Origin of the sequence: Pseudomonas sp. 313 (assembly GCF_000316965.1) — a bacterium.
Lineage (GTDB): Bacteria > Pseudomonadota > Gammaproteobacteria > Pseudomonadales > Pseudomonadaceae > Chryseomonas > Chryseomonas benzopyrenica.
On sequence record NZ_ANBZ01000086.1, the window covers coordinates 1 to 25,495 of the forward strand.

A 25,495-nucleotide genomic window follows, 5' to 3' on the forward strand; every position below is an offset into this window, starting at 1 on the left:
TCGGCGGCTGCGAAGCGGTAGCTCTGCACATACGCGCCGTAGAAGCCCGCCAGGAAGGTGCCGGCGCAGAAGATCCAGAACGAGGCCAGCATGATGCCCAACGCGGCGATCAGGCCCGAGGCCACGCCGAAGCCGACCCCCACCACGTATCCGTTGCGGCGGCCATGGTGCCGCATGATGAAGGCGGCAGGCAAGGTGCCGATGGCAAGACCCAGGCCGAACAGACTCACGGGCAAGGTGATCCAGGCCGAATTCTTGGCAAGCTGCTGGCCGACCAGCCCACCCAGCGACATCACGATGGGCGCGCTGGCGCCGCCGAGCGCCTGCGCGGCGGTGAGAACGCCGATGTTTCGGCGCGTGATGCTCTGGTCGGTCATGGGCGTCTTTCTTATTCGTTTGTCTGGCCGGAAATATTACACGCATGAATATATATTCAGTTATATGGACATGCGATGCTCACGAACCATCGCGAGCCGGTCCATCCTCGGAAGCCCCGGCGGAAGCAGCACCGTGCAGGGCCAATGCGAGCAGGTGCTCTTTCACCTGGATCAGTTGCTCCATGCGTTCCTCAACACAGGCGAGATGGCCTTGGACAGCCTGCCTTAGCAGCTCAGGTTCCAGGAACCCCTCATGTGCCCAACCCAGTAGGCGGCGCACGTCATCCAGGCCGATTCCCGAGGCACGGTAGTTGCGAATCAGGTGAAGCCGTTCGACATGGGCCGGGCCATAGCGCCGATAGTTGTTGCGTGACCGCTCCGGGGCTTGCAACAGGCCCTCCCGCTCGTAGAACCGAATGTTCTCCGGGGGGGTGCCCGTCAAGCGCGCAAGTTCACCGATCCTCATCCGGTTCTCCGTGCGCAACGATGGGGAACGCCGCCGTTGCGCATAGCCCTTATCCCGGCGACCGGGCGGATGGTTGCCCGGTGGCGCCCGATTGCACCGTGTGCTCAGTCCAGCCGCCACCCAGCGCCTTGTAGAGGTGGATGAGGTTGTTCAGCCGCGTCAGGCGCGTGCGCACCAGGGTCTGCTGCGCACCGTACTGTGTGCGTTGCGCATCGAGCAAGGTGAGGTTGTCGTCCACGCCTTCCTGGAAGCGTTGCTCGGCTAGTTGGTAGGCTTTCTGGCTAGCCGCTACCAGGAGCTGCTCCGAGCGGATCTGCTCATCAAGCGTGCGCTTGCCCGCCAAGCCGTCAGCCACCTCAGCAAAGGCCGCCTGGATAGACTTCTCGTAGTTGGCGATTTCGATCCTCTTTTGTACCTGTGCCACGTCCAGATTGGCTCGCAACGCGCCGCCGCGGAAGATGGGCAGCGTGATCTGCGGCAGGAAGCTCCAGGCCCGCGAGCCCGAATCGAACAGGCCGTCCAGCGAAGCGCTGGCCGTGCCCGCCGAGCCCGTGAGGCTAATCGTCGGGAAGAACGCGGCCCGCGCCGCGCCGATGTTGGCGTTGGCGCCGATCAGCATCTGCTCGGCGGCGCGGATGTCCGGCCGACGCGCGAGCAGTTCGGACGGCAGGCCGCTCGGCAGGTCGGTCGGCACGATGTCGTCCGGCAGCGCCACGGCCTCGTCAAGCTGCCGGGACAGCTCCGGCGTCAGCGGCTGGCCCAGCAGCAGCACCAGCGCGTTGCGGTCCTTGGCCGCCTGCCGCGTGTAGGCGGCGCGGTTGGCCTCGGCGGTGCGCAGCGCGATCTCCGCGCGGCGCAGGTCGAGCTGCGTGGAATTTCCCGCTTCCACCAGTTGGGTGGTCAGGTCATAGGAGCGCTTCTGTGTGGCGAGGGTGTCGCTCGTCAGGCGCAGCAGTTCCTGGTCGGCGCGCAGCGTGAGGTAGGCGCTGGCCACCTCGGACACCAGGCTCATCTGCGTGGCGATGCGGGTCTCGTCGAGGGCCAGGTAGGACGCCAGCGCCCGGTCGTTGAGGCTGCGGATGCGGCCCCACAGGTCCAGCTCCCAGGCGGCCGTCACCCCGGCCACGTCGTAGCGCCGGAGCACGTCGCTTTGCCCCGTGGTACTGAGGTCGGCCGGTACGCGCTCTGACGCGCCGCGGGCGGAAACGCCCAGGTTCGGCAGCATCTCGGCACGCTGGATACGGTACAGCGCCTGAGCCGCCTCCACGTTGAGCGCGGCTTTGTGCATGTCGCGGTTGTTCTCCAGCGAAATGCCGATCAACTGCTGCAGCAGCGGGTCGCGGAAGAAGTCCCGCCAACCGATCTCGGCCGTGATCGCGTCGTCGGGCGTCGCGGCCGCCAGTTCCACATAGGCCGCGCCCGAGGGATAGGCCGTGTCGATCGGCGCTGCGGGCCGGTCATACTTCGGTGCCATGGAGCAGCCAGCCAGCGCCGCCGCGAGGGCGAGCGGCGCCAGCGTCCTGGCGGGTCGTGTGAATGCGAAAGATGTTTTCATGTCGTATGTCCTCCTGGCCGTCATGCGTGCTGGTCGGTCATGCCGCCACGGGCATGGCGCGCTTCGCGGCGCAGCGCCAGCTTGCGCACCACAACGTAGAACACCGGCGTCAGCACCAGGCCGAATACCGTCACGCCCAGCATGCCGGCGAACACCGCGATGCCCATGGCGTGGCGCATCTCGGCGCCCGCACCGCTGGCCAGCACCAGCGGCACCACGCCAGCGATGAAGGCGAACGACGTCATCAAGATCGGGCGCAGCCGCAAGCGCGCGGCTTCGAGCACGGCTGCCAGCGGATCGGCCCCTTCGCTTTCCTTCGCGCGGGCGAACTCCACGATCAGGATCGCGTTCTTGGCAGCCAGGCCGACCAGCACCACGAAACCGATCTGCGTGAAGATGTTGTTGTCGCCCCCAGAGAGCCAGACGCCGGCGATCGCCGAGAGCAGCGCCATGGGTGCAATCAGCAGCACAGCGAACGGCAGCGACCAACTGTTGTACTGGGCCGCCAGGAACAGGAAGGCGAGCAGCACCGCCAGCGCGAAGATGTAGATCGCCGTGTTGCCAACCCGTTTTTCCTGGAAAGTCAGGTCCGTCCATTCGTAGGTCATACCGTCCGGCAGCGATTCGCTCACGATCTTCTCAATCGCGGCGGTGGCCTGGCCGGACGAGTAGCCCGGCGCTGGCCCGCCGCTGATGTCGGCCGAGGGAAAGCCGTTGTAATGCATCACCCGGTCGGGGCCGGAACTGCGCTCGATGGTCGCGATCGCGCTCAGCGGGATCATGTCGCCCGCTGCATTGCGCACCTTGAGCATGCCTATGTCCTCAGCCTGCATGCGGAACTGCGCATCGGCCTGGGCCATGACCCGGTAGGTGCGACCGAAGCGGTTGAAGTCGTTGACGTAGAGCGAGCCAAGGTTGACCTGCAGGGTGTCGAACACCTCGGTCAGCGATACGCCCTGCGACTTGGCCTTCACCCGGTCGATGTCCACCTGCAACTGCGGCGCATTGGTCTGGAAGCTGGCGAGCATGTTCGCCAGCTCGGGCGCCTGCATGGCCTTGCCCATGATCTGGCCCTGTGCCTGCGCAAGCGCCTCGGGACCCAGGCCCGCCCGGTCCTCGATCTGCAGCTTGAAGCCGCCCATCGAACCCAGGCCCGGCACCGGCGGCGGCGGGAAGATGCCAACGAAGCCGTCCGGGATCTGGCTGAACTTGCCCATGAGCTTGCCCTGGATGGCGAAGGCCGACAGCGACGGGTCCTTGCGCTCATCGAAGGGCTTGAGCATGGCGAACATCAGCGCGGTGTTCGGCTGGTTCACCGGTCCATTGACCGACAGGCCCGGGAAGGCCACCACGCTCTCGACGCCCGGCTCAGCCAGTGCGATCTTGGTCATCTCCTTGACGACCGCCTCGGTGCGATCCAGCGAGGCGCCGGTCGGAAGCTGGGCGATGCCCACGAGATAGTACTTGTCCTGGGCCGGCACGAAGCCCGCAGGCACCTTGTGGAAGCCCAGCCAGGTCAGGCCCAGGAAGCCGACGTAGAGCAGCAGCACGATGGCGCTGCCGCGCACCGCGCGGCGCACGCCCCCGACGTAGGAATTCGAGGCGCGATCGAAGAAGCGGTTGAAGCGGCGGAAGAAGCCGCCGAACACGCCGTCGATGATGCGCGTGAGACGATCGGGCTTGGCCGCGCCGTGGTGCGGCTTGAGCAGGATGGCGGCCAGCGCTGGCGACAGCGTAAGCGAGTTGATCGCCGACAGGATGGTCGAGAACGCGATGGTCAGCGCGAACTGGCGATAGAACTCGCCCTGCAGCCCCGACAGGAACGCCGAGGGGATGAAGACCGCTGCCAGCACCGAGGTGATGGCCAGGATCGGGCCAGTCACTTCATCCATCGCCTTGCGCGCCGCATCCTTGGGCGATTCGCCCAGCGCCATGTGGCGCTCCACGTTCTCCACCACCACGATGGCGTCATCCACCACGATGCCGATGGAGAGCACGAGGCCAAACAGCGACAGCGTGTTCAGCGAGAAGCCGAACATGTGCATCACCGCGAACGTGCCGACCAGCGAGACCGGCACGGCGATCAGTGGAATGATCGACGCGCGCCAAGATTGCAGGAACAGCACCACCACGATCACCACCAGGAGGATGGCCTCCAGCAGCGTGACGGCGACGGACTGGAGCGAGGCGCGCACGAAGACTGTGGGGTCGTAGGCGATCTTGTACTCGATGCCTTCGGGGAACTTGGCCTGCAGCCGCTCCATCGTCGCGCGCACCGCGCTGGACGTGTCCAGGGCATTGGAGCCGGGCGTCATCAGGATTTGCAGGCCGACCGCGTTCTCGCCGTCGAGCTGGCCGCGCATGGTGTAGTTGTCCGAGCCCAGTTCCAGGCGTGCGACGTCGCGCAGGCGGGTCACCTGGCCGTTGGCGCCGGCCTTGATCACGATGTCGCCGAACTGCTCTTCGGTGGTCAGGCGCCCCAGCGCATTGACGCTGACCTGGAAGGCGGCCGACGCATTCGGCTGCTGGCCGATCGAGCCGGCTGCGACCTGCACGTTCTGCTCGCGGATGGCGGCGACCACATCGCTGGCGGTCATGCCCCGCGATGCGACCTTCTCGGGGTCGAGCCAGACGCGCATTGCGTACTCGCCTTCACCGCCGATGATCACGTTGGCGATGCCCGGCAGGCGCGCCAGTTCGTCGCGCACGTTGAGCATCGCGTAGTTGGACACGTACAGCGGGTCGTAGCGGTCCCCCGGCGAGAGCATATGCACCACCATGAGAATATCGGGCGCGGTCTTGTCGGTGACCACGCCGATGCGCTGGACCTCGGGCGGCAACCGGGGCAGCGCGCGTGAGACGCGGTTCTGCACCTGGATCTGCGCGACGTCGGGGTCGATGTGCTGCTCGAACGAGATGGTCAGCACCATCCGCCCGTCCGTGGACATCTGGGACTGCATGTACATCATGCCTTCCACGCCGTTGACCGCCTGCTCCAGCGGCGATGCCACGGTGTCGGCGATCACCTGCGGGTTGGCGCCGGGATAGCTGGCGGTGACCTGCACCGTCGGCGGCGTGACCTGGGGGTACTCGCTCAGGGGGAGCTGGAAATAGCTGATCGCGCCCGCGATCAGCATCAGCACCGACAGGACGATGGCGAAGATCGGCCGGTTGATGAAGAAGCGGGGGAAATTCATTTGCGGGCCTCCGCCGAGCCGGCCGCGCCGTCAGCCTTGGCGGGGTCCGCGCCACCGGCCTTGGCAGGCGCCGCAGCGGGAGCCGGAGCGTTTGCCGCAGCCTTGGTCGCGCCGGTCGCGCCGGCGGCCGGTGCCGCGGGCGCCTGCATGGGCACCATGCGCGGCGTGACCGCCATGCCGGGGCGCACGAGGCCCTTGATGATGATCTTCTCACCGGCCTGCAGGCCGCCGTTGATGACGCGCAGCCCGTCCACCACCGGCCCCAGTTCGATGGGCCGGTACTGGGCCTGGTTGTTCTCGCCCACGACCAGCACGTAGTTGCGCCCTTGGTCGGTGCCCACGGCCTGATCGTCGATCAGGACGGCCTCGCGCGCCGCGCCGGTGGACAGCTTGGCCCGGGCGAACATGCCGGGTGCCATGCGCCCATCCGGGTTGGGCACAACGGCGCGCGCGGATCGTGCCGGTGCTTCGGTCAATGGTGTTGCCCACGAAGTCGAGCGCGCCCCTGTGCGGGAAACCCTTGTCCGTGGTCAGCCCGACCTGCACGGGCAGCGAAGCCTTGCTACCGGCGCCCGCAGCGGGCCGCGAGCGGCTGACGACGTTGAGATAGGTGGCCTCATCAATGTCGAAGTACACGTGCAACGGGTCGATGGATACGATCGTGGTCAGCAGCGTGGCCGCGCCGGCGCCGCCACCGCTGACCAAGTTGCCCTCGGTCACGAGCACGCGGTCGACGCGCCCGGCGATGGGCGCAGTGACGCGGGCGTAGGACAGGTCCAGCTGAGCCGCAGCAACGGCGGCCTTAGCCGCCTGCACCTGAGCCTGGCGCGCGTTGCGTGCGGAGGCGGCATCGTCATAGGTCTTGCGCGCGACGGCGCCGGTCGCCACCAGGCGCTCGGCGCGGTCAAAGTCGGCCTGGGCCTGGCTGGCCAGCACCTCGGCCTGACGCAGTTGCGCCACGGCCGTGTCGAGCGCAACCTGGAACGGCCTCGGGTCGATCTGGAACAGCAGTTGGCCCTTGCGCACGAGGCTACCTTCGGGAACGCTCACCGCATCGACGGCGCCGCCGACCCGCGAGCGCAGCTCGACGGTCTTGGGCGCGGCCAGGAAGCCGGTGTACTCGGCCGATGGCGCGACCGTGCGGGTAATGACCTCGGCCACGGGCACCTGCGGCGCCATCGGCGCGCCCGCCGGGGGCGCCGCGGCCTTGCCCTCGTCCTTGGCGTCGCGGGCAGCGATCGCTATCCCCCCGACGGCTGCGATGACGCCTGCCACCACAATGATTCTGATTTTTTTACGCATGGAAGTGACCCTTTCTTGGATGCAGGACTCCGGCCCTTCCGAAGCGCTCTGCAGACATTTGTGTGGAGGCTAGGCGTTACAACGACGGCAAGGTCAAGCCCTCTTGTTGCCTCAGCGGGCAGACGGCACGGACAAGGTGGTGGGACGCCCGGCGTCGTCGCCGTGGTTGGCCTCCGGCGCGCCCTTGAAGCGCAGCAGGCGCAGTGCGTTCAGCGTGACCAGGGCCGTGGCGCCGGTGTCGGCCAGCACGGCAACCCACAAGCCGGTGATACCCAACACGGTGGTGACCAGGAACAAGCCCTTGAGGCCAATGGCGAATACGACGTTTTGGTGAATGTTGGCCATCGTCGCCCGCGACAGGGCCACCAGGTGGGCCACGTCCGTGACGCGGCTCTTGAGCAGCGCGGCATCGGCGGTTTCCAGCGCCACGTCCGTGCCGCCGCCCATGGCGATACCCACGTCGGCGGTCGCCAGGGCCGGCGCGTCGTTGATGCCGTCGCCGACCATCGCCACCTTGGCATCACGCTTCATCTCGTTGACCAAGCGCAGCTTGTCCTGCGGCAGCAGCTCGGCCTCCCACTCGATGCCCAGCTTGCCGGCGATCGCCTGCGCGGTGCGGCGGTTGTCGCCGGTCAGCATGACCGAGCGCACGCCCATGGCGTTGAGCTGGGCCACGCCTTCGCGCGCGTCGCGGCGGGGCTCGTCGCGCAGGGCCAGCAGGCCCAGAACGTTCTTGCTGGCTTCGTCGAACAGGACCACCACGGTCTTGCCGCCATCCTCCAGCTTGTCGATTTCCCTGCGGTGCGCGGCTGTCAGCGTGGCCGTCTGTTCCGCATGGGCGGGCGATCCGACAGCGAGCGCACTGCCGTTCACGGTGGCGCGCACCGCCTTGCCGGCAATGGCCGATGCGCCCGTGGCCTGGGGAATCGCCACGTCCAGGCTCTTGGCATGGGCGACAATGGCCTTCGCCAAGGGATGGTTTGAGCCGGACTCGACAGCGGCGGCAAGCGCAAGGACCTGTTGATGCTTGAACAGCCCGAAGGGCAGGACCTCGGTGATGCGCGGCTTGCCCTCGGTCAGCGTGCCAGTCTTGTCGAAGGCAATGGCGCGCACGCGGCCGATGGTTTCCAACGCGTTGCCACCCTTGATCAGCAGGCCCCGTCGCGTGGCCACCGCAAGGCCCGAGGCGATGGCCGCCGGTGTGGAGAGCACCAGCGCACATGGGCAGGCAATCAACAGCAGTGCGAGGCCGCGGTACAGCCAGGTACCCCAGTCGCCACCCATGGCAAGTGGCGGAACCACCACGATCAACGCCGCGATGGCCATGACGGCAGGGGTGTAGTAGCGGCTGAACTTTTCGATGAAGCGAGCCGTGGGCGCCTTGGAGGACTGCGCCTGCTCCACCAGTTGGATGATGCGAGAAATGGTGTTGTCCGATGCCGTCTTCTCGACTTGTACTTCGAGCACGCCATCGACGTTGATGGAGCCGGCGAACACGTCGGCACCGATAGCCTTTTGACGCGGTACGGACTCGCCGGTGATAGGCGACTCGTCCAGGCTGCTTTCACCGCGGAGGATCTTGCCGTCCGCAGGCACCCGGTCACCAGGGCGCACCAGCACGCGGTCGCTCACGCGCAGGGAAGCGGCGGGCACTTCGCGCTGCCCGCCCGCGGCATCGAGCAGTACCGCCGTCTTAGGCACCAGGGAGGCCAGCGCCTTGATGCCGGCGCGCGCGCGGCCGGCGGCCACGCTTTCCAGCAGCTCGCCGATCGCGAACAGGAACACCACGGCAGCAGCTTCCTCGGCCTCGCCTATCACGAGCGCGCCCAGCGAGGCGACGACCATCAGCGTTTCGATAGAGAACGGCGAGCCTGACACAGCCAGCGCGAAGGCTTTGCGAGCGAACGGCAGCACGCCCGCGATCACCGCAGCGGCGAAGATCCATTCAGCGTAGCCAGGAACGAACTGCGCGATCGCGTAGGCCGAGCCCATCAGGCCGCCCAGGCCCAGCACGTGCTTGCCTTTCTTCGTCTGCCACCAGCGCTGATGGCGCGCCGTCGATGCTGCTGCTGGGGCCGCGGGTGCTGAGCCATCATGGCGGCGCACGTCGGAGACGCCGAAGCCCAGGCTCTTGATGGTCTTCTCGATGTGGCCGAGCTGCGTGGGGCCGCCAGACGCGAGCGTCAATTCCAGCGTTTCTGCGGTGAAGTTTATGCGGGCATCGGACACGCCATCCATGCGAGCGAGCGCCGTTTCGATCTTGCCGACGCAACTGGCGCAGTCCATGCCCTCGACGCGCATGGACACGTTGGGGGGCGTGCTGGGTGCTCCACGGGAGGCAGAGGCCGGCGCATGGTCATGCCCGCTGCAGGCCCCGTGATCGTGACCGTGGTCATGGGCATGGGCATGGCCGTGAGCATGGCCATGCCCATGGTCATCACCGCACGCTTTGCCGTGCGAATGATCGTGCCCGTGGTCGTGGGCATGCCCATGGTCATGGTGGCCGCCGCAGCCGGCGTGGTCATGCGCGTGGGCCGCATGGCACGGTGCAGGTGCTGCGGACATTTCGGACGCGGGCAGTGCCTGCACGTCGAAGCCCAGGGACCGGATTTTCTTGGCAATGTCGCGTGCAGTATTTCGGCTACTTGTGCTGCGCGTCAACGTCAGCGTCTCATTTGTAAAATTAACCTGTACATTTGATACGCCATCAATTCGACCAAGCGCTGTTTCAATCTTGCCGACGCAACTGGCGCAATCCATACCTTCGACCCGAAAGCCCAGTTGTTCGTCCTGCGCTCCTGTGCCGTCCAATGTTTCCAAAGACATATCAATCTCCTGGTTCTCTGAGTAATCGCCGTGGCAGGACGCACAAATCAGCGATCGGAATGTTATGCAAACAAATGAACACTTGTTTGTATGTTTATTCAAAAAAAAGAAAGAATCTCTTTCTGGCTGAACCATCCGACCGCTGCTTTATGCAGCTGCCATTAAGTCATTTTTTGTTGCGCAGCATCTGGTAGGTTTCAAATGCGGTGCGGTAGGCATCACTATAGGTATCAGGCGTCTGCTCACCAGCCCAGAATCCAGCCATTCCCGCAACCTGCCAATCTGCCAAATCACTCTTTACTTGAGCACGAGTCAATGCCACCGGAGCCTTGTAAGCCGCACCCAGCTTGAGCTGGAGATAGCTCTCGTAGGCTTGTTGGTAGGCTTGGGTGTGCGAAGCGGTGGTGATTCCGCGCGAGGTGAACGCGTGCATGCCGGAGATTTTCCACAGTTCCAAATCAGCCATCACTTCAGCACGAGTCTTTCCTGCTGAGGGCGCCTGATACATATCACCTTGGGTCAATTGCAAGTAGCGCTGAAAGGCAGCCTGGTATTGAGGGCTGAACGTATCCGGGCCGCTTTCGCCGCGAGACAACGCTTCCAACCCAGATTGCCTCCAAGCAGCCAGATCCTCCTGGACCTGTTGCCGTGTCATATCTGCGGCGAACGGTTGAGCGTTTACTCCAGCAGCAAAAAGTGCGGAAAGCAGAACAGCAAAGCGAATTTTCTTGGACATGGTCAATACTCCTTGACGTTAAAAATAATGGCGTGGTCCTTACGCCTTTCGGATACCCCGTAGACAAATAATAACACACATGAAGATATGTTCAAGTGTTTATTTTTAGAGTGCTTTTTGCTTGGGGTCTTCTAGGCATTCAGCAAGGCGCGCCGGTGTCTCTCTAGATTAATAGCCAAAAAAAGCCTACCCCTTGAAGGCGTAGGCCGGCGCGCACTCACATGTTCAGTCAATCGTCGTGTCTGTCCTCCGAAATGTGAACCGCCATGTCCTGGAGTACCTGGCTGACGTGCTGGTCGGCAATGCCGTAGAAGATGTGCTTGGCTTGGCGCTCGCCGCGCACGAGGCGCGCGCCGCGCAACAGGCGCAGGTGATGGCTGACCAAGGACTGCGACAGGTCTAGCGAGCCAGCAATGTCGCCCACTGCGACCGATCCGCGCATGCACTGCAACAGGATTTTCAATCGCGATTGGTCGCCCAGCAGGCGGAAGGTCTCTGCCAGAACAGCGACGTCACTTTGCGATAGTGCGAGGACATCAGTGGTCGTGCCGTGGTTAGAGGTCGAACATTGCACAATAGCGGCGCTGGTGGTTTTGCGGGATGTCATGGATTCAAACCCTCAAGTGAACTGCGAACCGTCTAGCACGGCCTCAATGCTTGTGACCGGGAGCGGAGTGGTCATGGTCATGATTGTGCTCACTGTGGTCGTGGCCGCTGTGGTCCTGACGGCCTGTCGTGGGTTGCAGGCTGCAGATGTTCTCGTCAGCCTCCGAGTTCCAGTCGATTCCGACTGTGGCGTGTTCGATGCTGAACTGCTCTCGCAGCACCGCCTCGACGCGCTTGACCACAGCTCGCGCCTCCTCGTCCACGTTGGGTCGAACGTGTAGCGTGGCCATCGTGCGACCGGAAGTGAGTTGCCACACGTGAACATGGCTGACAGCCGCCAGGCCGGGCACAGTGCTCATCAGGCCTTGTTCCACCTTTTCCGGCGAAGCGTCCTCTGGCGCACCCTCCAACAGGATATGGATCGACTTGGCCAGGAGCTTCCAGGCGCTGCGCAGAATCAACGCCGCTACTAGAACCGACAGGATGGGGTCGATCGGAGTCCAGCCGGTGAAGTAGATGACGATCGCTGCAACGATGGCGCCGACAGAGCCGAGCAGGTCACCCATCACGTGGAGGATGGCACCTTTCACATTGACGTGATCGGTTTCGCCGCGGGTCATGATCCACAGCACGAGGACGTTGATCAGTAAGCCGAGCACGGCGACGATCATCATCGGGCCGGCGAGGATGACGGGCGGCGCCTGCAGCCGCTCCCACGCCTCGTAGGCGATCCATGCGACGATCGCGAACAGGGTCACGGCGTTCAGGAAGCCGGCGATGACCTCGAAGCGCAGGTAACCGAATGTGCGTTTGCTGTCGGCTGCGCGGCGACCGAATCGGAAGGCAGCGTAAGCCAGGGCAAGTGCCACGGCGTCGGTCAGCATGTGGCCAGCATCGGCAAGTAGGGCTAGCGAGCCCGACAGCACGCCGCCGACAGCTTCCACGAGCATGAAGCCGAAGATCAGGAAGAAGGAAACCAGAACCTTGCGCTCGTTGGCGCTCGTCACTGTGGGGGTGTGGTCGTGATCATGGTCGTGACCATGGTCATGTGCATTGGATTGGGACATGGGCGCCTCTGCTGGTTGAGTGTTTGACTATGGCGAAATATAACACATGAATATGTGTTCATGTGATATATTTTCGCTCACCCTTCTCAGCCTCCGAAGCCATGCGTTGTGATGCCGCAACGAGAAAATGTGCCTATCCTTTCGGCCAGATACGGTGCAGGTCATCCAGAATCAGCTGGTGATGGTGCCTGCCTTGGTCTGCGTGTGTGCGTAAATGAGGGTGATCCGGCGGCAAGCTGGGGTGGTCATGCGCCACGTCAGAAGGGTCGCTGGCCGGCCACAGCCAGAGCGTCAGCGCCACGCCGGCCAAGCCGACCAGGGACATGACAATGAAGGTCGATGGCAAGCCCATGACCGCGCCGAAGCGGCCGGCAAGTGGGTAGCAGATGAGCCAACAGGCGTGCGACAGCGCGAAGTGTGCCGCGAAGATCGCAGGACGGTCCTCGGCATGGGCCGAGCGGCGCAGAAGACGGCCGGATGGCGTTTGCGCCACGCTGTAGCCAAAGCCGATGATCAACCACAGCGGCAGCAACAATGCATAGCTCGGCAGCAGTGCGCCGATCCCCGTGCCCACGACCAGTACGGTAGCGCCGGTGAGCATCGCGGTTCGGTCGGCCACCTTTTCCAGTAAGGATGGCAGAACGAAGGCTGCCACCATCGAACCGCCTCCGAATGCCGCCAGTGCCGACGCCACTTCGACCTCGCCTAGGCCAAAGCGCGCCTTCACGAGAACCACCGTGTTCACGATCACCATGGCGCCCGCCGCCGAGACGGCCAAGCTGATCGCCAGCAGGCCCCGCAGGCGTGGCGTAGCGAGATAGATGCGTGTGCCGCGGGTCGTGCGATCCCAAATGCCGCGGCGCGGTCCGGGAATAGTTGTGGGCAACCGCACGCTGACCACGAGCGCGGCTGAAACGAGGAAACCGAGCACTGTTCCCGCGAACAGGTTGTGAAAGCTGATGACGGTCAGCAGCGCAGCAGCCAGCATCGGGGAAATCAGGCTTTCCAGGTCATAGGCCAGCCGGGACAGCGACAGCGCCTTCGTGTAGTCCTCTTCATCGGGAAGGATGTCCGGGATAGTGGCTTGGAAAGTCGGCGTGAAGCCGGCGGATGCCGCTTGCAGGACAAAGATCAGCAGATAGATCTGCCAGACCTCGGTGACAAAGGGCAAACAGATCGCGACAACCGCTCGTACCAGGTCCAGCGCTACGAGCAATGACCGTCGCGGGAACTGGTCGGCGAAGGCCTGTGCGACTGGAGCGACTCCCACATAGGCCAGCATCTTGATAGCCAGCGCCGACCCGAGCACCGCACCTGCATCGGCCCCGGCCAGCTCGTAGGCAAGTAGGCCGAGCGCTACCGTCATCAGGCCTGTGCCGACGAGTGCGATCACCTGCGCGGTGAACAGGTGGCGGTAGGTGCGGTTCTTTAGGACGGAGAGCATCGAGAGACCTCAGAGCAGTCTGGTTAGCGCCTTCATTTCGGCTAGAACGGAGTCCTCATCATGAGATAGGCAGTGGTCGATGTGGTCATGGATCAGGACGCGCTTGGCCGCTGTGACGGCGCTCTCCACCGCAGCGAGCTGGCGAGCGATGTCCAGGCAGGTTTCTTCTCCTTCGATCATCCCGATGACGTGTCGCAGATGACCCTCGGCGCGCTTGAGCCGTTTCACGAGATCTGGGTGGCTGGTGTGCTTGTGCATCTCTTTCATGCAGCAATCATATCCCCCCCCCGGGGGATATGCTCAAGGAGTCTGCATAGCTGTTTGCGCAGTGGATTAGCCCCACCTCGCCTCTCGATGTCTTGCGCCCGACGCCCTCTCTAAGGCGATTGGTGCTCAAAGGATGTAAGGTTTTCTTTCCCATTCATATAAATAGATATACAATTGTTCATATCTAAGCCAGTGAACAGTGGCTTTTCAACGACAAGCACTTGCTCGGAAAGAGAACACCCAGCCGGGGGTAAGTACTGATGCAACACCGATGGAGAATTGAATGCTTCGCAAAGACATACGCAAGGGATGGATATGGGCGGTATCCACGCTTTGGGCCGGCACCGTGCTAGCCCAGCCAGTAGCCGCCCCTCACGTCCCATCCAGACCAGACAGCCACATGGTCGCCCAATTGTGGGAGTCAGCTTGGCAGCGGCAGCCAGAAGCCGCTGGAGAAGGCGCCTGGCAGCAGGCCGCCCAAGCACGCCAAGAGACGGCCGGCAGTTGGGTGGCAGGTCCGATGGCGCTGGAAGCCTCCACCAAAACTGATCGGTTCAACAACCGCAACGGACAGCGCGAATATGAAGTCGGGGTGGCTATTCCCCTTTGGATGCCTGGTGAGCGCGCCTCGTCGGCACGCTGGGCGGACGCGGAAAGCCTCGCGCTATCCAGCCGGATGCTGGCCGCCAAGCTACGCACGGCCGGACAGGTTCGCCAGGCATGGTGGGCATGGCAGCGTGCCCAGGCCGAATTGGTGGCGGCGCAGGATCGCACCCGCAGCGCGGACGAGTTGGCGCAAGATGTGGCTCGCCGGGTTCGCGCGGGCGACCTGGCGCAAGCCGACAGAAACCAGGCCGATGGCGCCTTGGCGTCGGCTCGTAGTGCCCTGGCCATTGCTCAGGCCGAAGAAATCACGCAGCGCGAGGCGTTGTTGGCACTGACCGGCATCGAGAGTATCCCGTCGCAGGCCGATTCCGCGCAGCCGGAGCAGTCAGGTGTCCGAGTTCAACCGGCATCGGCACAGCCGTCCGGCGCGTTGTTGGGTAACCACCCTGCGCTGCTGGAACTGCAGCACAAGGCGCTGGCGGCCCGCCGCTCTGCGGAACTGGTGTCCCATCAGAAGTACGCCAACCCCGAACTGACCCTGGCGACCACGCGGGATCGGGGCGGCTACGGCGAACGCTACAACCAGACGATCACGGTGGGTGTGCGCATTCCCTTCGGTACGGGTAGCCGTCATACCGAGCAATTGTCCAGCGCCAATGCGCAGGCACTGGAGGCTGAGTCGGCACTCGCGGCCCAGCGCACCCGGCTACTCTCGGAAATTCGAACTGCCCAATCGCGCGAACTGGCAACCAGCACCCAGATGCAGGCCGCTTCGGAGCGCCAGCGACTAGCCCAACAAACGCGCACCTTCTACCAAAAGTCGTTCGCGATGGGCGAGACGGACATGCCGACACGCCTTCGCATCGAGCAGGAGGCCACCGAGGCCGAGCGCGCGGCGCTGCTCGCCAAGGTGGAGCATGCCGCGGCCATCTCGTCCCTGTTGCAGGCACAAGGCACGCTGCCGCAGCCGACCGAGACTTTCACTGACATCTCCGGCACGCGCTGATCGGCGCGCGCTCAACCATCCTGGAACCTTAGAAATGTCGCAATCCTCTTTCTGGCGTGCAGCTGCCTTGTCCAGCCTCCTGCTTGGCAGTAGCGCAACGTGGGCCGGCGACGGCCATGACCATGGCGAAGCCGCTCCTGCCCCCGCAGCGGCCGCGCTTCCGCGCTTTGCCGCAGTTTCCGATGACTTCGAACTGGTGGGTGTGCTGAACGGCCAGCGTCTCACACTCTACCTCGACCATGCTGCCGACAACCGGCCGGTGACCGATGGCGAGCTGACCCTCGAGCTGGGTGGTCAACAGGTAAAGGTCAGCTCACACGGGGTTGGAGAGTTCGAGGCCGATCTGACTGAGCCGCTATCCGATGGCGAGACCTCAATCATGGCCACTATTACTGCGCAGGGCCAATCGGACCTGTTGACGGGCGTTCTCGATGTTCATAGCGAAGACGCCGAACACGAGCATGCCGTCGCATCCGGCCGTGTGGTCGTACTAGGTGGCGGTGCCGCAGTCCTCGGCGTCGGTGTCCTAGCGTGGGCGCTGCGCAGACGTACACGCACCAACGGTGCACTGCGAGGTGCAGCATGAAGCGCAACTTCCGTTTCCTAATGACGACGGCCATGGCGGCTGCATTGGCTCTGGCTGCTCCCGCGTTCGCTCACGACGGCCATGACCACGGCGACGAAGCGCCGGCTGCGTCTTCCAATGGCCCCCAGCGCCAGCCTGATGGCAGCGTGTTTCTTCCGAAACCGTCGCAACGTCAGATCGGTGTACGCACCCAGCTGATCAAGCAGGAGCCCTTGGCCCGCAGCCATGAACTGGCTGGCAAAGTAATCATGGACCCGACGACAGGCGGCAAGGTCCAGGCAATGGTAATTGGCCGGCTGGTGCCCGGGCCGGATGGTCTGCCGCAGATCGGCCAATCCGTGCGCAAGGGCCAGGTGCTGGCTTACATCGAACCGGCCAGCGGTGTGCTGGAGCGCTCAGGCCAGATGGCCCAGGTTGCCGAGCTGCGTGCGGGCCAAGCGCTCGCGCAGAAGCGCTTGGCCCGGCTGCGCGAGCTGTCGGAGACCGTGCCCCGCAAGGAGATCGAAGCAGCCGAAAGCGAAGTGAACAGCCTGACCGAACGCGCCCGCGCCTTGAGCGGGGGCCTCGCCGGCAGGGACGTACTGAAGGCCCCAGTCAGCGGCGTCATCGCATCCAGCCCCGCAGTTGCCGGGCAGGTCGTGGATGCGCGCGAACTGGTGTTTGAGGTGGTCGATCCGACCCAACTGCGCATCGAGGCGCTTGCCTACGATCCGGCAATGGCACAGAACCTGGCCGGTGCTGCACTCGCAGTAGGCGGTCAGAAGGTGCCGCTGAGCTTCGTCGGTGCCGCCAGCAGCCTGCGCGAGCAGGCCCTGCCCATGCTGTTCAAGGGCACCAGCGAAAGCCTCTCGCGCTTGGCGGTCGGTATGCCGGTGGTGGTCTTCGTGCAAGAGGCGACGACGGTACCTGGCTACCGCGTGCCTTCCGGTGCGCTGATGAAGAACCCTGCCAACCAGAACATCGTCTGGGTCAAAGACCAGGCCGAGCGCTTCGAGCCGCGTGTCGTGAACATCACTCCTTTGGATGGTGCATCCATCGCTGTCACTTCGGGCCTGGCGGACGGCGACCGCGTGGTTGTCGAGGGCGCGTCCCTGATCAATCAAGTTCGTTGAGGGGCACCATTCCATGTTCAAGTGGCTTCTCGAAAATAGCTTACGAAACCGGCTCCTGGTCATCATCGGGGCGCTGGTGCTGATGGCGTATGGCGCGTTCACCCTGACGCGCACGCCGGTAGATGTCTTTCCCGATCTCAACAAGCCGACCGTCACTCTCATGACGGAGGCTGGCGGCATGGCTGCCGAAGAAGTCGAGCAACTCATCACGTTCCCGCTCGAAACGGCCATGAACGGCCTGCCCAGCGTCGAAAGCGTGCGCTCGGTCTCCAGCGCCGGGCTTTCCTTCATCTACGTGACATTTGACTGGAAGACCGACATCTTCCGGGCGCGCCAGATGGTCTCCGAACGCCTGACGTCCATGGAGGAAGGGCTAGCCCCGGGCGTGACGCCCACTATGGGGCCAATCAGCTCAGTGATGGGCGAGATCATGCAGATTGCAATCCCCATCGGTGCCAAGCCCTCAGGGCAGAAGAACGCAGCCCCGCCGCTGTCGGCCATGGACACTCGCGAGTACGCGGACTGGGTGCTACGCCCCCGGCTGATGGCCATACCTGGTGTTGCCCAAGTCATCCCGATCGGAGGCGAGGTCCGTCAGTTCCAGGTCCAGCCCAACACCACGCGAATGTCAGAGCTGGGCGTGACTGCGTCCGATCTGGATGCGGCTCTCAAGGGCTTCTCCGCGAACACTTCCGGCGGCTTCCTGGAGATCAATGGCCGCGAGTACCTGATCCGCAACCTGGGCCGCACGTCCCGACTCGACGACCTGCGTAACCTGCCTCTCGCGGTGCGTGCGGGCCAACCCATCCTGCTCCACCAGGTCGCCGATGTTCAGTTTGCGCCAGCCATCAAGCGCGGCGATGCGGGCTTCGAGGGCCTGCCAGCCGTGATCCTGGGCATCCAAAAGCAGCCCACGGCCGATACGATTGCACTGACCCGCTCGATCGAGTCAGCGTTGGCGGACATGAAGGGCTCACTGCCGGCTGGCATGGCCGAGCCACAGGTGACCTTCCGACAAGCCAACTTCATCGAGGCGTCCATCAGCACGCTGCAAGGCAAGCTCATCGGCGCATCGGTCTTCGTGGCGGTGATCCTGTTCTTCTTCCTGGGCACTTTGCGCCCCCTGGTGATCGCGTTGACCGCGATTCCTGCCTCGATCTTCGTGACCGGGCTGGTGTTCCACTATTTCGGCCTATCAATCAACACCATGACGCTCGGTGGGCTGGCGATCGCCATCGGCGGTCTCGTGGACGATGCTGTGGTCGATGTGGAGAACATCATGCGGCGGCTCAAGGAGGACCGCACCCGCCACCCTGAGAACCGGCTGACGCCCCTGGTCATCGTTGCCAGGGCCTCGATGGAGGTTCGCTCGGCGATTCTCTACGCCACGATGATCATTGTGCTGGTGTTCCTGCCCCTGTTCGCGCTGCCGGGGATGGAGGGGCGCTTGTTCGTGCCGCTGGGCATCGCCTTCATCGTCTCCACGCTGGCCTCGCTGCTGGTCTCTGTGACGGTCACTCCGGTGCTTTCGTACTACCTGCTGCCCAAGATGAGGACGCTGGACCATGGCGACACTCGGCTTCTAGCCTGGTTGAAGACGCGCTATCAGGGCGGCCTGCAGCGGGTCTTGCAGCGGCCGCGTGCCGCCCTTGGCATGGCCGCTGTGGCTGTCACACTGGCTGTCGCCGCGGTGCCATTCTTCCCGACCACGTTCCTGCCCCCGTTCAATGAAGGAACGTTGCTGGTGGGCCTGCGCCTGAATCCCGGTGTGACGCTGGCCGAATCTTCGGCGCTTGCCCAGCAAGCCGAGCTGCTGGTCGCGCAGGTGCCAGAGGTGCAGCACGTGGGCCGGCGCAGCGGACGGGCCGAGCTGGACGAGCATGCCGAAGGCGTGCATGTCAGCGAGCTGGACGTGGGCCTGCTGCCCGCCTCGGAGCTAAAGCGCTCCATGGAGGAGATCACCGCCGACATCCGTTCGCGTCTGGCTCACTTGCCCGGCTCCATCGGCATTGGCCAGCCGATCTCGCACCGCATCGACCACATGTTGTCGGGGGTGCGCTCGCAGATCGCCATCAAGGTGTTCGGCGAGGACCTGGACGTCCTGCGCGGGCAGGCGGATCTGCTGCGCGCCAAGCTGGCCGGAATTCCGGGGCTTGCTGACCTGGAGATCGAAAAGCAGGTCCTAGCGCCGCAGATCAAAATCCGCGTGGATTATGCGGCGGCGGGACGCTACGGCGTGGCCGCACCGCAAATTCTGTCCACGCTGCAAAGCCTGGTCGAAGGCGAAAAGATCACCGAGGTCATCGAGGGCAACCGCCGCTTCGCGCTGGTGGTTCGCCTGCCCGAGCAGGCGCGGTCGATTGAGGGCTTGAGCCGCATCCTCATCGACACGCCCATGGGTCGGGTCCCGTTGTCGCGCCTTGCCACCATCGAAGACAGCGACGGCCCCAACCAGGTCAGCCGCGACGATGGCCGTCGACGCATAGTTTTGTCGGCCAACGCTCAGGGACGGCCGCTGTCCGAAGTAGTGGCCGACATACGCAGCGTCGTCCAAGAAGTGCGCTTGCCCGAAGGCTACTTCATCACGCTGGGCGGCCAGTTCCAGGCACAAGAGGAAGCCTCGCGACTGGTGGGCCTGCTGTCCATCGTCTCCCTGACGCTCATGTTCGTGGTGTTGTACACGCGCTACAAGTCGGTCGTCCTATCAGCGCTCATCATGGTGAACATTCCATTGGCCCTGGTCGGCGCCGTGTTGGGGCTGTGGCTGTCTGGCCAGCCGTTGTCCGTGGCCGCCCTGGTCGGCTTCATCACGCTCGCGGGTATTTCTGTGCGCAACGGCATCCTGAAGGTGAGCCACTACCTCAACCTCATGCGCATGGAGGGCGAGGACTTCGACCAGAAGATGATCGTGCGTGGCTCGCTCGAACGGCTTTCCCCGGTTCTGATGACCGCGCTGGTCACGGCCTTCGCGCTGGCCCCGCTGCTGTTCGAGGCGTCCCGACCCGGTACTGAGATCCTGCACCCCGTCGCGGTGGTGATCTTCTCGGGGCTGGTCAGCTCCACGCTGCTAGACACCTTCCTTACACCCGCCATGTTCTGGCTGTTCGGCCGCAAGCCTGCCGAACGCCTGCTGGACGACCGCGACGCGGGGGCATTCTGATGCAACGCCTTCTGTCACCCGATTTCAACCACCGTAACCCTATAGGAGCTTTCATGTCTGTTCGATTTCGTTCCCTCACGGCTGGCACCGCCCTCGCCCTGGCATCCGTCACCGCCTTCGCCGCAGGCGACCATGACCACGCGCATGACCACAAGCCGCTGCATGGTGGCGTCGTGACCGAAGTCCGGGACGTGGACTACGAGTTGGTCGTTCAGCCCGCAGCAGCGCAACTCTACCTGCGCGACCACGGCAAGCAGGTCAATGTAAGCAACACCAAAGCCAAGCTCACACTGTTGACCGGCTCACAAAAGCAGGAGGTGCAACTCACGCCTGCCGCGGACGGAAGCCGCCTCGAAGGCAGCGGGACCTTCGCCGCAGCCAAGGGCACGAAGGCCGTCGTCCAAGTCGAACGTGGGGGCAATACCGCGAGCGCCCGGTTCGTTCTGCCGTAGTGTTCAACGTGATCGTCAGGGAACGAGCTGTAATCTGGCGACCACCTGACAAAAGGCGCGACATAGGCGCTCACTATTTCCTCAAAAACTTTGGAGATGTAAATCATGGACATGCATTTCGACGTCATTGTTATCGGTGCCGGCCCAGGCGGATACATCGCGGCCATTCGCGCTGCCCAATTAGGCATGAAGGTCGCTTGTGTAGATGCCTGGAAGAACAAGGACGGAAAGCCAGCACCTGGCGGCACCTGCAACAACATCGGTTGTATCCCTTCGAAAGCGCTACTGCAGTCGTCAGAGAACTTTGAACAAGCCAAGCACCACTTTGGCACGCACGGCATCTCCACGGGTGATCTGCGCATGGATGTGACCACGATGTTGGAACGTAAGAATCAGGTCGTGAAGTCCAGCAACGAAGGCATCCTTTATCTGTTCCGCAAAAACAAGGTCCAGTTTTTCAACGGCCTGGCGTCTTTCACCAGGACTGTCGATGGTGGCTTCGAGGTGAGCGTCGCCGCCGATGAGGCTGTTACCTTGGTGGGCAAGCAGATCATCGTTGCCACAGGCTCCAACGTGCGGCCACTCCCCAACCTACCGTTCGATGAGCGGGTCGTGCTCTCCAACGACGGCGCGCTGGACATCGCGGCCGTGCCCGATCGGTTGGCCGTCATCGGTGCCGGCGTGATCGGCCTGGAGCTGGGCTCCGTTTGGCGCCGCCTGGGGGCGGATGTCACGATCCTCGAAGGCTTGCCCAGCTTCCTGCCAATCGTCGACCAAGCCATCGCCAAGGAGGCGAAGAAGGCGTTCGACAAGCAAGGCCTGAAGATCGAACTAGGTGCGAAGGTTCGCGAAGTCAATGCAACCGAGGCTGGCGTGACTATTCACTACACCGACAGCCAGGGCCAGACGCAGTCCTTGCAGGCAGACAAAGTGATCGTGGCTATCGGCCGTGTGCCCAACACCGAAGGCCTGAATCCGGCCGCCGTGGGACTCCAACTGGATGAGCGCGGCGCCGTGCTGGTGGACGATGAATGCCGCACCAGTGTGCCCGGCATCTGGGCCATCGGTGACGTGGTGCGTGGCCCGATGTTGGCGCACAAGGCGGAAGAGGAAGGTGTCGCAGTGGCCGAGCGCATTGCCGGCCAGCACGGTCACGTCGATTTCAATACGATCCCCAACGTCATCTACACCAGCCCAGAGATTGCCTGGGTAGGCCGCACCGAGCAGCAGCTCAAAGAGCAGGGCACCGCCTATCGAATCGGTTCCTTCCCGTTCATGGCCAATGGCCGCGCGCGTGCGCTGGGCGACACGCCGGGCCTCGTCAAGGTGATCGCCGATCCTGCCACTGATGAGATACTCGGCGTGCATGTGGTCGGCCCGCAGGCCAGTGAACTGGTGGCCGAGGCCGTGATCGCCATGGCGTTCAAGGCCAGCAGCGAAGACATCGCCCGCATCTGCTTTGCCCATCCGACCCTCTCCGAGACGTTCAAAGAGGCCTCGCTGGCCGTGGACAAGCGCGCGCTCAACTTCTGATTGATCGGAAGCGGCATCCAAACCACCTCACCGAACGCAGCTGCGGGCGGTGGGGCGCATATCGCCATGGAACGTAGGCCACGCCGCAACGGCATGCTATGCCCAACAGTTACTCGTCGTTGTGGTCTTCCGCGATGTGGGTGGCCATATCCAGCAGCACCTGGTTCACGTGCTTGTCCGCCACCTCATAGAAGATCTGTTTGGCTTGGCGCACGCCCTTGACCAGGCGAGCACCGCGCAGCAGCCGCAGGTGGTGGCTCACCAGCGACTGCGAGAGTTCGAGGGTTTCAGCGATGTCCCCGACCGAGGAAGAGCCTTTCATGCAGCACAGCATGATTCTCAGCCGGGACGGGTCACCCAGGAGGCGGAATGTCTCAGCCAAGATGGTCACGTCATTCTGTGACAGCGATTCCAAATCGGCGCTGGGACCCTTCGGTGGGGTACTGAATGGCTTACTTGTATTCATTTTTAAAATATTTCCTAACCTCGAATGGCTGTTTTCGCCCTTCAGAATTAACAAGGCAGCGGCCGCTTAGGCGCGCGCAGCAAAGAACCAGTGCGAGCCTGGCAGGCAAGGCCTCCGTTCCCCGTGCACCGGGTCATTTCTGAAACCTGACAGCATCCGAAAAAGCGCTTGACCTTCCCACGATGGTAAACCCTAAGCTCCCTCCATGTCGAATTTCAACTATGGGAAGCACACCATGAGCATGGCAACAACGAGTAGTGCTGGCGCCCAAGCAGCGGCAATCAGCCTGCCCATCGAGGGCATGACCTGCGCAAGCTGTGTCGGCCGAGTCGAGGCCGCCCTTGCCAAGGTCGAGGGCGTGGCAAGCGTGTCTGTCAATCTCGCCACCGAGCGAGCGGACATTCGCCTGAACCGTGCTGTCGATCGCATGGCGCTGATCCAGGCGATCGAGAAGGTAGGGTACGACGTGCCTCAGGGCACCATCGAGCTGGCGATCGGAGGCATGACCTGCGCTTCGTGCGTGGGCCGCGTCGAGAAGGCGCTCAAGGCGGTGCCGGGCGTCACTGAGGCTGTGGTCAATCTGGCGACCGAGCGCGCTACCGTGCGTGGTGTGGCATCCGTGCAGGATCTAATCGCGGCTGTCGATAAGGTCGGCTACGAGGCCAGCCCTGTCGATACCAGCATGCAGGCCGACGAGGAAGCCGCCGAGAAAAAGGACGCCGAGCGCGCCGAACTCAAGCGCGACCTGACCCTGGCCGCCGTGCTGGCGCTGCCTGTGTTCGTGCTCGAAATGGGCTCGCACATGATTCCCGGCATGCACGAGTGGGTGGCTTCCACCATCGGCATCCAGCAGAGCTGGTATCTGCAGTTCGTGCTGACCCTGCTGGTGCTCGCCATTCCGGGCTGGCGCTTCTACGAGAAGGGCTTCCCGGCGCTGTTCCGCCTGGGTCCCGACATGAACTCGCTGGTCGCGGTCGGCACGGCCGCGGCCTTCGGCTATTCGATGGTCGCCACGTTCGCGCCCAGTCTGCTGCCGGCCGGCACGGTGAACGTGTACTACGAGGCGGCCGCCGTCATCGTGGCGCTGATCCTGCTGGGCCGCTTTCTTGAGGCACGGGCCAAGGGCCGCACCTCCGAGGCCATCAAGCGCCTGGTCGGCCTACAGGCCAAGGAGGCGCACGTGCTGCGCGACGGCCGCATCGTGGACATCCCGATCAACGACGTGGCGCAGGGCGACATCGTGGAAGTGCGCCCCGGCGAGCGCGTGCCGGTCGATGGTGAAGTGACCGAGGGCCGCAGCTTCGTGGACGAGTCGATGATCACCGGCGAGCCGATTCCCGTCGAAAAGGCGGAAGGCAGCACCGTGGTCGGCGGCACCGTCAACCAGAAGGGTGCGCTGACGCTGCGTGCCACCGCCGTGGGCGGTCAGACCATGCTGGCGCAGATCATCCGCATGGTCGAGCAGGCGCAAGGTTCCAAGCTGCCGATCCAGGCCGTGGTGGACAAGGTGACGCTGTGGTTCGTGCCCGCCGTCATGCTGGCCGCCGTGCTGACCTTCCTGGTCTGGCTGGTGTTCGGCCCGTCGCCCGCGCTGTCCTTCGCGCTGGTCAATGCCGTGGCGGTGCTGATCATTGCCTGCCCGTGCGCCATGGGTCTGGCGACGCCGACCTCCATCATGGTCGGCACGGGCCGGGGCGCTGAGATGGGCGTGCTGTTCCGCAAGGGTGAAGCCCTGCAACTGCTCAAGGACGCCAAGGTGGTGGCCGTGGACAAGACCGGCACGCTGACCGAGGGCCGCCCGGTCCTGACCGACCTGGAGATTGCCGACGGCTTTGACCGCAACCAGGTGCTGGCGAAGGTCGCCGCCGTGGAATCGCGCTCGGAGCATCCGATCGCACGCGCCATCGTCGAGTCGGCCGTGGAAGGTGGCATCGCGCTGCCGACGATGACAGACTTCGATTCGGTCACGGGCATGGGCGTGCGCGCCACCGTGGACGGCGCGCGTGTCGAGGTCGGTGCCGATCGCTTCATGCGTGAGCTGGGGTTGGACGTGGGCGGCTTCGCTCGCACGGCCGAGCGCCTAGGCAACGAGGGCAAGTCGCCGCTGTACGCCTCGATCGACGGCCGGCTGGCCGCCATCATCGCGGTGGCCGATCCGATCAAGTCCAGCACGCCCGCGGCCATTGCCGCGCTGCACCAGCTCGGCCTGAAGGTGGCGATGATCACCGGCGACAACGCGCGTACCGCGCAGGCCATCGCCAAGCAACTGGGCATCGACGAGGTGGTGGCCGAAGTGCTGCCCGAGGGCAAGGTCGAAGCCGTGCGCCGGCTGAAAGCCAGCCACGGCCAGATCGCCTACGTGGGCGACGGCATCAACGACGCCCCGGCGCTGGCCGAGGCCGACGTGGGCCTGGCCATCGGCACCGGCACCGACGTGGCGGTGGAGTCGGCCGACGTAGTGCTGATGTCGGGCAACCTGCAGGGCGTGCCCAACGCCATCGCGCTGTCCAAGGCGACCATCGGCAACATCCGCCAGAACCTGTTCTGGGCGTTTGGCTACAACACGGCCCTGATCCCGGTGGCCGCTGGCGTCCTGTACCCCGCATACGGTGTGCTGTTGTCGCCGATCTTCGCGGCTGGCGCGATGGCGCTGTCCAGCGTGTTCGTGCTCGGAAACGCGCTGCGCCTGCGCCGCTTCCAGCCGCCGCTGGCGGCGGATACCGCTCATTGA

18 protein-coding genes and 1 pseudogene are annotated in these 25,495 nt (G+C 64.1%); 7 read left to right on the forward strand and 12 right to left on the reverse strand.

The genetic code is table 11. The annotated features are described in order from the left end of the window. The 11 genes and pseudogenes from C722_RS25260 to C722_RS0121915 all read right to left on the reverse strand — a co-directional run. A partial coding sequence (locus C722_RS25260; protein ID WP_037064480.1) for an MFS transporter occupies positions 1–377 on the reverse strand: 377 nt, incomplete at its 3' end. Positions 378–456: 79 nt separating this feature from the next. Then, on the reverse strand, positions 457–843 hold the full coding sequence (locus C722_RS0121860) for a MerR family transcriptional regulator (RefSeq protein WP_015912830.1): 387 nt from the start codon (positions 841–843) through the stop codon (positions 457–459). 49 nt (positions 844–892) lie between these two features. Then, a complete protein-coding gene (locus C722_RS0121865; RefSeq protein ID WP_003821143.1) occupies positions 893–2,398 on the reverse strand; it encodes an efflux transporter outer membrane subunit in 1,506 nt (501 codons plus the stop codon). Positions 2,399–2,418: 20 nt separating this feature from the next. Then, a complete protein-coding gene (locus tag C722_RS0121870; RefSeq protein ID WP_012614062.1) occupies positions 2,419–5,595 on the reverse strand; it encodes an efflux RND transporter permease subunit in 3,177 nt (1,058 codons plus the stop codon). Then, positions 5,592–6,897 (reverse strand): annotated as a pseudogene (locus C722_RS25265) (efflux RND transporter periplasmic adaptor subunit). The gene C722_RS0121870 and the pseudogene C722_RS25265 overlap by 4 nt, the downstream one beginning before the upstream one ends. A gap of 111 nt (positions 6,898–7,008) precedes the next feature. Further along, positions 7,009–9,723, reverse strand: a complete 2,715-nt coding sequence (locus C722_RS0121885; protein ID WP_012614060.1) for a heavy metal translocating P-type ATPase — start codon at positions 9,721–9,723, stop codon at positions 7,009–7,011. 166 nt (positions 9,724–9,889) lie between these two features. Beyond that, a complete protein-coding gene (locus C722_RS0121895; RefSeq protein ID WP_003821150.1) occupies positions 9,890–10,459 on the reverse strand; it encodes a DUF4148 domain-containing protein in 570 nt (189 codons plus the stop codon). A 229-nt stretch (positions 10,460–10,688) separates the two neighbouring features. Beyond that, positions 10,689–11,066 (reverse strand): helix-turn-helix transcriptional regulator, encoded by a 378-nt coding sequence (locus tag C722_RS0121900; protein ID WP_003821152.1) that lies wholly within the window; start codon positions 11,064–11,066, stop codon positions 10,689–10,691. 43 nt (positions 11,067–11,109) lie between these two features. Continuing rightward, positions 11,110–12,132 carry a cation diffusion facilitator family transporter gene (locus tag C722_RS0121905; RefSeq protein ID WP_003821153.1) on the reverse strand — a complete coding sequence of 341 codons (1,023 nt, stop codon included), beginning with the start codon at positions 12,130–12,132 and terminating at the stop codon, positions 11,110–11,112. 133 nt (positions 12,133–12,265) lie between these two features. Beyond that, positions 12,266–13,576 (reverse strand): MFS transporter, encoded by a 1,311-nt coding sequence (locus tag C722_RS0121910; protein WP_003821155.1) that lies wholly within the window; start codon positions 13,574–13,576, stop codon positions 12,266–12,268. Positions 13,577–13,585: 9 nt separating this feature from the next. Then, the gene (locus C722_RS0121915) at positions 13,586–13,843 is read right to left on the reverse strand and encodes a metal-sensing transcriptional repressor (protein WP_003821156.1); all 258 of its coding nucleotides are present in this window, start codon (positions 13,841–13,843) and stop codon (positions 13,586–13,588) included. A 400-nt stretch (positions 13,844–14,243) separates the two neighbouring features. On the opposite strand from C722_RS0121915, the gene C722_RS0121920 reads away from it, so the two are divergent. The 6 genes from C722_RS0121920 (at position 14,244) to lpdA (ending at position 22,298) form a co-directional block, all read left to right on the forward strand. Further along, positions 14,244–15,455, forward strand: a complete 1,212-nt coding sequence (locus C722_RS0121920; protein WP_223656232.1) for a TolC family protein — start codon at positions 14,244–14,246, stop codon at positions 15,453–15,455. A gap of 34 nt (positions 15,456–15,489) precedes the next feature. Continuing rightward, positions 15,490–16,041, forward strand: coding sequence for a hypothetical protein (locus C722_RS0121925; protein WP_015912829.1), 552 nt, complete (start codon positions 15,490–15,492; stop codon positions 16,039–16,041). Next, a complete protein-coding gene (locus C722_RS0121930; RefSeq protein WP_026084021.1) occupies positions 16,038–17,153 on the forward strand; it encodes an efflux RND transporter periplasmic adaptor subunit in 1,116 nt (371 codons plus the stop codon). Before C722_RS0121925 ends, C722_RS0121930 begins: the two co-directional genes overlap by 4 nt. A 13-nt stretch (positions 17,154–17,166) precedes the next feature. Beyond that, positions 17,167–20,313, forward strand: coding sequence for an efflux RND transporter permease subunit (locus C722_RS0121935; protein WP_017642568.1), 3,147 nt, complete (start codon positions 17,167–17,169; stop codon positions 20,311–20,313). 53 nt (positions 20,314–20,366) lie between these two features. Continuing rightward, the gene (locus C722_RS0121940; protein ID WP_015912828.1) at positions 20,367–20,765 is read left to right on the forward strand and encodes a hypothetical protein; all 399 of its coding nucleotides are present in this window, start codon (positions 20,367–20,369) and stop codon (positions 20,763–20,765) included. 105 nt (positions 20,766–20,870) lie between these two features. After that, positions 20,871–22,298: a dihydrolipoyl dehydrogenase gene (gene lpdA, locus C722_RS0121945; protein ID WP_026084022.1), complete on the forward strand. Its 1,428-nt coding sequence runs from the start codon at positions 20,871–20,873 to the stop codon at positions 22,296–22,298. 109 nt (positions 22,299–22,407) lie between these two features. On the opposite strand, the gene C722_RS0121950 is transcribed toward lpdA, so the two are convergent. Further along, the gene (locus tag C722_RS0121950; RefSeq protein ID WP_015912826.1) at positions 22,408–22,764 is read right to left on the reverse strand and encodes a metalloregulator ArsR/SmtB family transcription factor; all 357 of its coding nucleotides are present in this window, start codon (positions 22,762–22,764) and stop codon (positions 22,408–22,410) included. Between the two features lie 235 nt (positions 22,765–22,999). Here C722_RS0121950 and C722_RS0121955 point away from each other — a divergent pair, with 235 nt between their 5' ends. Then, on the forward strand, positions 23,000–25,495 hold the full coding sequence (locus C722_RS0121955; protein WP_026084023.1) for a heavy metal translocating P-type ATPase: 2,496 nt from the start codon (positions 23,000–23,002) through the stop codon (positions 25,493–25,495).